At 70.6% G+C, this 7143-nt stretch carries 6 protein-coding genes and 1 tRNA gene; 4 read left to right on the forward strand and 3 right to left on the reverse strand.

The genetic code is table 11. The features are described from left to right. Position 1: 1 nt before the first annotated feature. Positions 2-577 carry a dCTP deaminase gene (dcd, locus tag ACTVCO_RS11840; RefSeq protein ID WP_443728638.1) on the reverse strand — a complete coding sequence of 192 codons (576 nt, stop codon included), beginning with the start codon at positions 575-577 and terminating at the stop codon, positions 2-4. A 159-nt stretch (positions 578-736) separates the two neighbouring features. Between dcd and ACTVCO_RS11845 the strand changes: the two genes are divergently transcribed. The 3 genes from ACTVCO_RS11845 to ACTVCO_RS11855 all read left to right on the forward strand — a co-directional run bounded on the left by ACTVCO_RS11845 (position 737) and on the right by ACTVCO_RS11855 (position 4452). Beyond that, complete coding sequence (locus ACTVCO_RS11845) at positions 737-3226, forward strand: GH36-type glycosyl hydrolase domain-containing protein (protein ID WP_443728639.1); 2490 nt, start codon at positions 737-739, stop codon at positions 3224-3226. Continuing rightward, complete coding sequence (locus ACTVCO_RS11850; protein ID WP_443728640.1) at positions 3223-4239, forward strand: aldose epimerase family protein; 1017 nt, start codon at positions 3223-3225, stop codon at positions 4237-4239. The genes ACTVCO_RS11845 and ACTVCO_RS11850 overlap by 4 nt, the downstream gene beginning before the upstream one ends. A gap of 142 nt (positions 4240-4381) precedes the next feature. After that, positions 4382-4452 (forward strand) — tRNA-Gly (locus ACTVCO_RS11855). Positions 4453-4592: 140 nt separating this feature from the next. Here ACTVCO_RS11855 and ACTVCO_RS11860 read toward each other — a convergent pair. After that, on the reverse strand, positions 4593-5201 hold the full coding sequence (locus ACTVCO_RS11860; protein ID WP_443728641.1) for a class I SAM-dependent methyltransferase: 609 nt from the start codon (positions 5199-5201) through the stop codon (positions 4593-4595). A 271-nt stretch (positions 5202-5472) separates the two neighbouring features. Between ACTVCO_RS11860 and ACTVCO_RS11865 the strand changes: the two genes are divergently transcribed. Continuing rightward, complete coding sequence (locus tag ACTVCO_RS11865; RefSeq protein ID WP_443728642.1) at positions 5473-5970, forward strand: DUF4395 domain-containing protein; 498 nt, start codon at positions 5473-5475, stop codon at positions 5968-5970. A gap of 647 nt (positions 5971-6617) precedes the next feature. On the opposite strand, the gene ACTVCO_RS11870 is transcribed toward ACTVCO_RS11865, so the two are convergent. Then, positions 6618-6959 carry a hypothetical protein gene (locus ACTVCO_RS11870; protein WP_443728643.1) on the reverse strand — a complete coding sequence of 114 codons (342 nt, stop codon included), beginning with the start codon at positions 6957-6959 and terminating at the stop codon, positions 6618-6620. Positions 6960-7143: the final 184 nt, after the last annotated feature.

A 7143-nucleotide genomic window follows, 5' to 3' on the forward strand; every position in this document is an offset into this window, starting at 1 on the left:
CTCAGACCTCGCTCCGGTGGAAGGACTGCCACGAGCGGGAGGCTGTCGGGCCGCGCTGCCCCTGGTAGCGCGAGCCGTAGACGCTCGAGCCGTAGGGGTGCTCGGCGGGCGTCGAGAGGCGGAAGAAGCACAGCTGGCCGATCTTCATGCCGGGCCACAGCATGATCGGCAGGGTCGCGACGTTCGACAGCTCGAGGGTGACGTGGCCTGAGAAGCCGGGGTCGATGAAGCCCGCGGTCGAGTGGGTGAGGAGGCCGAGGCGGCCGAGGGAGCTCTTGCCTTCGAGGCGCGCGGCGATGTCGTCGGGCAGCGTCACCTGTTCGTAGGTGGCGCCGAGCACGAACTCGCCCGGGTGGAGCACGAAGGGCTCGTTCGCGGGCGTCTCGACGAGTCGCGTGAGGTCGGGCTGCTCGGTCGAGGGGTCGATGTGCGGGTACCGGTGGTTGTCGAACAGCCGGAAGTAGCGGTCGAGACGCACGTCGATGCTCGACGGCTGGATGAGGGCGGGGTCGTAGGGGTCGAGAACGACCCGGGATGCGTCGAGCTCGGCACGGATATCACGATCGGAGAGCAGCACGGGTCTACGGTACAAGCGTGGGCGCGCGCGTGCGTGGGCCGTCTCGCGCGGGTGTGTCTCCCCCGTCGTTCCCATTCGGCGGAGCGTCGGGCTATGATCATCGCAATCCGGTGTGGGAGCGCTTCCACACATCCTGCCAACGAGGCCCGAGAGGCGACCATGCGCTACGGACACTTCGACGACGAAGCCCGCGAGTACGTCATCACCACCCCCCACACTCCGTACCCCTGGATCAACTACCTGGGGTCCCAGGAGTTCTTCTCGCTCATCTCCCACCAGGCGGGCGGCTACTCGTTCTACCGTGACGCGAAGATGCGCCGCCTCACGCGCTACCGCTACAACAACGTGCCGGCGGACGCGGGCGGCCGGTACTTCTACATCAACGACGGCGGCGACGTGTGGACCCCGTCGTGGATGCCCGTCAAGGCTGAGCTCGACCGCTTCGAGGCCCGCCACGGCCTCGGGTACTCCCGCATGGTCGGAGAGCGCGGCGGCCTGAGCGTCGAGACCCTCTTCTTCGTGCCCGTCGGCGTCAACGCCGAGATCCAGAAGGTCACGCTCACCAACACCTCCGACGCCCCCAAGAGCGTCTCGCTGTTCAGCTTCGTCGAGTTCTGCCTGTGGAACGCCCAGGATGACCAGACGAACTACCAGCGCAACCTCTCGATCGGCGAGGTCGAGGTCGAGACCGACCGCCCGTCGAGCACCGCGATCTACCACCGCACCGAGTACCGCGAGCGCCGCGACCACTACGCCGTCTACGGCGTCAACGCGACCGCAGCGGGCTTCGACACGGACCGCGACACCTTCGTCGGCGCCTACAACTCCCTCGGCGAAGCCGCGGTGCCGTTCGCGGGCAAGGCAGAGAACTCGGTCGCATCCGGCTGGTACCCGATCGGCTCGCACCAGCTCGACGTCACGCTCGAGCCCGGCGCCTCGCAGGTCTACACGTTCGTTCTCGGCTACCTCGAGAACCCGCGCGAAGAGAAGTGGGAGCCCGCCGATGAAGCCCGCGGGATCAAGGAGCTCCAGGTCGTCAACAAGAGCCGCGCACACGCGCTGCTCGCTGACTTCGCCACGACCGAGCAGGTCGACGCGTCGTTCGCCGAGCTCCAGGCGTACTGGACGCGCCTGCTCTCGACGTACTCGGTGACGTCGACCGACGACAAGCTCGACCGGATGGTCAACATCTGGAACCAGTACCAGTGCATGGTGACGTTCAACATGTCGCGCTCGGCCTCGTACTTCGAGACCGGGATCGGCCGCGGCATGGGCTTCCGAGACTCCAACCAGGACCTCCTCGGCTTCGTGCACCTCGTGCCCGAGCGCGCCCGCGAGCGCATCATCGACATCGCGTCGACGCAGTTCGCTGACGGCTCCGCGTACCACCAGTACCAGCCGCTGACGAAGCGCGGGAACAACGACATCGGCTCGGGCTTCAACGACGACCCCATGTGGCTCGTCGCGGGCGTCTCGGCCTACCTCAAGGAGACGGGCGACTGGTCGATCCTCGACGAGCCCGTCCCGTTCGACAACGAGGCGGGCACCGAGGTTCCGCTCTTCGAGCACCTCACGCGCTCGTTCAACTTCACGGTCGACAACCGCGGCCCGCACGGCCTGCCGCTCATCGGCCGTGCTGACTGGAACGACTGCCTCAACCTCAACTGCTTCTCGTGGGAGCCCGGGGAGTCCTTCCAGACGACCCAGAACCAGTCGGGTGGCGTCGCCGAGTCCGTGTTCATCGCCGCACAGTTCGTGCTGTACGGCCGCGAGTACGCGGAGATCGCGTCGCGTCGTGGTCTGGCCGAGGTCGCCGAGAACGCGCTCGGCGAGGTCGCTGCCATGGAGCAGGCCGTGCTGTCGCACGGCTGGGACGGCAAGTGGTTCCTCCGTGCATACGACTACTACGGCACCCCGATCGGCACCGACGCGGACGCCGAGGGCAAGATCTGGATCGAGCCCCAGGGCTTCGCGACCATGGCGGGGATCGGCGCTGACGTCGAGACCGACGCGGGCGTCTCGCGTGCCGAGCTTGCGCTCGACAAGGTCGAGGAGATGCTCGGGACGGACCACGGCAACGTGCTCCAGTTCCCCGCGTACACGAGCTACCAGGTGAACATGGGTGAGGTCTCCACGTACCCGCCGGGCTACAAGGAGAACGGTGGCATCTTCTGCCACAACAACCCGTGGGTCATCATCGGTGAGACCGTCCTGGGTCGCGGCGACAAGGCCTTCGACCTCTACCGCAAGATCACTCCCGCCTACCGCGAGGACATCTCTGACGTGCACCGGCTCGAGCCGTACGTGTACGCGCAGATGATCGCCGGCAAGGAGGCGGTCCGCCACGGCGAGGCCAAGAACTCCTGGCTCACGGGCACGGCTGCGTGGAACTTCGTCGCGGTCTCCCAGCACCTCCTGGGCGTGCGCCCGGATCACGACGGTCTCGTCGTCGACCCGTGCATCGGCCCGGACGTGCCGGAGTTCACGGTGACGCGTGTCGCGCGCGGCGCGACGTACACCGTCAACGTCCGTAACTCGGGTGAGCGTGGCGCTCAGCCGCGCCTGACGGTCGACGGTGTGGCGATTGAGGGGACGACGGTTCCGTGGGCGCCCGAGGGTTCCGAGGTCACGGTGGACGTCACGCTGTGAGCACCGACCTCCGGGTCATCGCGCGCGCCGCGGAGGGGGCTTCGGCCTCGTCCGCGGCGCGCCGCGCGCTGGGGCCTGGCGATGATGGTTCGCTCGTCGAGCTGCGTGACGACTCGTGGCACGTCGGGGTCCTGCCCGGGGCGGCGGGTGCGCTCGCGTTCGTGCGCGTCCTCGTCGACGGCACGTGGCGCGACCTGCTGCGTCCGACGGACCCGGAGCGTTTTCACACGCCCGACGCCTGCTCGAGCTTCCCGCTCATCCCATGGTCGAATCGCGTCTCGGGGTGCGAGCTGACGTTCCGGGGGCGCTCGTGGCGTCTGCCGCGGACGGCTGCGGACGGCACGTCGATGCACGGTGCGGTCCTGCGGTACGCGTTCGACGTCGTCGCCTCGTCGGCGACGAGCGTGACGCTCACGTTCGACTCGCGCACGGTCGTGGGGGTGGGTTTCCCGTGGGACTTCACGGCGTCCCTCACGTACGAGCTCACGGGCTCGGGCCTGGCGGTGACGACGTCGGTGGCGAACGTCGATGACGAGCCTTTCCCCGCGGGGATGGGTCATCACCCGTACTTCGTGCGGGAGCTCGTTCCGGGGCGCGGCGACGCGCTGCTCACGCTGCCTGCGAGCGCGGGGTACGCGTTGACGAACGCGGTCGCGACGGGGCCCGCTGGTGAGGTCCCTGCGCGCGCGGACTTCCGCGAGGCGCGCCCGCTCGGGCAGGTGTTTGTCGACGACTGCCTCGTCGCGGTGCCGGGCGAGCCTGCACGCATCACGTACCCGGGTGCGCGTGAGGACGGGTCTGACGTCGAGGTGACGATCGACCACGACGACGTGTACGCCCACTGGGTCGTCTACGTGCCGCCGGGGTGGCCGGTGTTCGCGGTCGAGCCGGCCACCAACGCCAACGGTGGCTTCGCGCTGCTCGAGGCGGGCGTCCCCGGGTCGGGTGTGCACGTCCTCGAGCCCGGCGCGGAGCTCGTGGGACGCTTCGCGGTCTCGGCCGTCGGAATCTGAGCTCACCGCCCGGGCAGCGCGCACAAGCGCTTCCCGGGCGGTGTGTCCACGTGTCCGTGGCGTGGGAGGTGCGCGTGGGGGCGCGCACGGGCCCCGCAGTTCCGGGTACACTCGTGGGTGCGACGCCCTGCTGGGGCGTTCTGCGGATGTAGTTCAATGGCAGAACTTCAGCTTCCCAAGCTGATAGCGCGGGTTCGATTCCCGTCATCCGCTCAGAGCAAGGCCCCGGGCACCAGCCCGGGGCCTTTGTCGTGCCAGCCGCATCCGTGCCGCCCGTCATTCCGCGGGCGGAGGGCTACGCCGCGGGCGCAGGCCTACGCCGCGGGCGGGGGGGCTACGCCGCTGGCGGGGGACTACGCCTCGCGGAGGACGGCGACGACGAAGTCGCTGTCCGGCTGGTAGGGGCGCAAGTCCCACGTGGCGAGCAGGACGTCGGGCATGAGCCCTGCCGGGCGCGCATCTGCGAGCAGCGTCTGGACGTCGTAGCCGCGTCCGGCTCCGAAGCCGACGACGACGCGGCCGCCGGGCGCGAGGTGCGCGTGCATGCGGGCGAGCGCGGCGCTCTGCGTGCCGTCGGCGAGGAACGTGATGACGTTGCCTGCGCACACGATGACGTCGAAGGGCTCGGCGATTCCGCGGGCCGGGAGGTCCAGGTCGACGAGGTCGCCGACGAGCCACGTCGGGCCCGGGTGGTCCTCTTCTGCTGCGGCGATGAGGACGGGGTCGATATCGACGCCGACGACCGTGTGACCGCGCTGGGCCAGGTCGCCGCCCACGCGGCCGGGGCCGCACCCCGCGTCGAGGATGCGCGCACCGCGGGGGGCCATGGCGTCGACGAGGCGGGCCTCGCCTGCGACGTCCTTGCCTTCGCGCGCCATGGTGCGGAATCGTTCGACGTACCAGGTGGAGTGGTCGGGGTTGGCCTCAACCATCTCTTCCCAGCGGCTACGGGGGTGGGTCACAGATCCTCCTCGGGTCCCCGCCATCGTCGCACGCGCGCGGCCCCGAGCCGCAGGCCGGAAGTCCGGCGCGCTGCACCCGCGGGCCGGAGGCCGGACGCGCTCGACCTCGAGCGGCAGGCCGGAGGCCGGGTGCGCTCGACGGTCGACCCGCACGCCTCAGGGGTGGCGGTCCGCTGTCAAAGGCTCATCGACGGGAGGCTGGGGCGTCCGAGGAGTGGGATTCTGGACCAGAAGTCTCGGGAATGGCGGGGCGGGGTGCAGCATCGCCCCCATGGCGTCGTTCTTCACCTTCCCCAACCCGGTCAACGAGCGGGCAGCGCGCACGGTTGCAGCGGGCGTTGTTGCGCTCGGAGTCCTCACCCTCGTCACCCAGTCATGGGTCCCGCTCGCGGTCCTCGCTGCCGGGTTCGTCGGTCGGGTGCTCGCGGGTCCCCGCCTGTCCCCGCTCGGCTTCGTCGCGCAGCGCGTCATTGCGCCGCGGCTCGGTCCGGCGCGCCTCGTTCCCGGCCCGCCCAAGCGTTTCGCCCAGGGAATCGGCGCGACCCTGACGACGGCCGCCCTCGTCGCGTACCTGGTCGGTGCCCCAGCGGTTGCGTGGGTGCTCATCGGGTTCCTGCTCGTGGCGGCGAGCCTCGAGGCGTTCGTGGGCTTCTGCCTCGGCTGCTGGATCTTCGGGAAGCTCCAGCGTGCGGGCCTCATCCCGGCGGACGTGTGCGAGGCGTGCAACGACATCTCGCTGCGCCGCCCCACCCCCACGCAGCCCGCCTAACCGGCCACCTGCCCACCCAGCTACCCGGCCACCCGGCCACCCGGCTACCCGCAATTTCGTGCGTTACCCGCGAGTCTGGACCCGCGGGTAACGCACAAAGCTGCGGGTAGGCACCCGACAACGCGGACCCCGCAACCCGCCACCCCGCCGACCCGGCCACCCGGCTACCCGGCTACCCGCAATTTCGTGCGCTACCCGCAAGTCTGGACCCGCGGGTAACGCACAAAGCTGCGGGTAGGCACCCGCCCGCTCGCCGGGTCGCGCGGCTGCTCGCCGTTTCCGGCGGCGCACAAAGTTGCGGGTGAGCGCCCGCTCAGCCCCGTGGGCGGGGCCGGCTCACAGCCGCGCGGGCGCCCGACGACGCTGACCCCGCAACCCGCCAGCCCGCCAACCCGGCGACCCAGCTACCGGCTACCCAGCTACCGGCTACCCGCGACTTTGTGCGTTACCCGCGAGTCTGGACCCGCGGGTAACGCACAAAGCTGCGGGTAGGCGGCTGCTCGCCGGTCCGGGCACCCGCCCGCCATTGCGGCGGCGCAGAGAGTTGCGGGTAGGCCCCCGCTCGCCGGTCCGGGCACCCGCCCGCCATTGCGGCGGCGCACAAAGTTGCGGGTGGGCGCCCGCTCAGCACCGGGGGCGGGGCCGGCTCACGGCCGCGCGGGCGCCCGACGACGACGCAGCCGCGCCGGCAGGCCAAGGAGCACGACGAGCAGCGTGCCGAGGACGACGAGCACGAGGGGCCGCGTCGCCCACCAGATGCCCGACGCAGGTTCAGGGAACGGCCACCCGGCGGCGAACCACAGCGCGGTGACGACGACGTAGAGCGGCAGGTGCCAGAGGAACGCCCGCAGCGACGCGTCGGCCACTTTGTCGAGCAGCGGCGCGGAGCGCGGCCCGTCGAGCCGTCCGGCGAGCGCGCGCCGCGCGAGGAGCGCGAGCGGCACGTGGGCCCAGACGTGCGCGAGCGCCTGCGTCGACGGCGGGTTCATGGGCGAGCGGTCGCCGGGCAGGCCGACCATCGACCACGACCACTCCCCCGTCGACGCGAGGAGGGGACTGCTGCACGGATAGGTGACACCCACCCGTGGTGCTGACCAGCACCGCTGAGAGGATGTCCCCATGTCCAAGCGCTATCCCCGCGAGTTCCGCGACGACGTCGTTCGCGTCGCCCTG

The sequence above is a fragment of the Sanguibacter sp. A247 genome (genome assembly GCF_052324925.1).
Classification (GTDB): Bacteria; Actinomycetota; Actinomycetes; order Actinomycetales; family Cellulomonadaceae; genus Flavimobilis.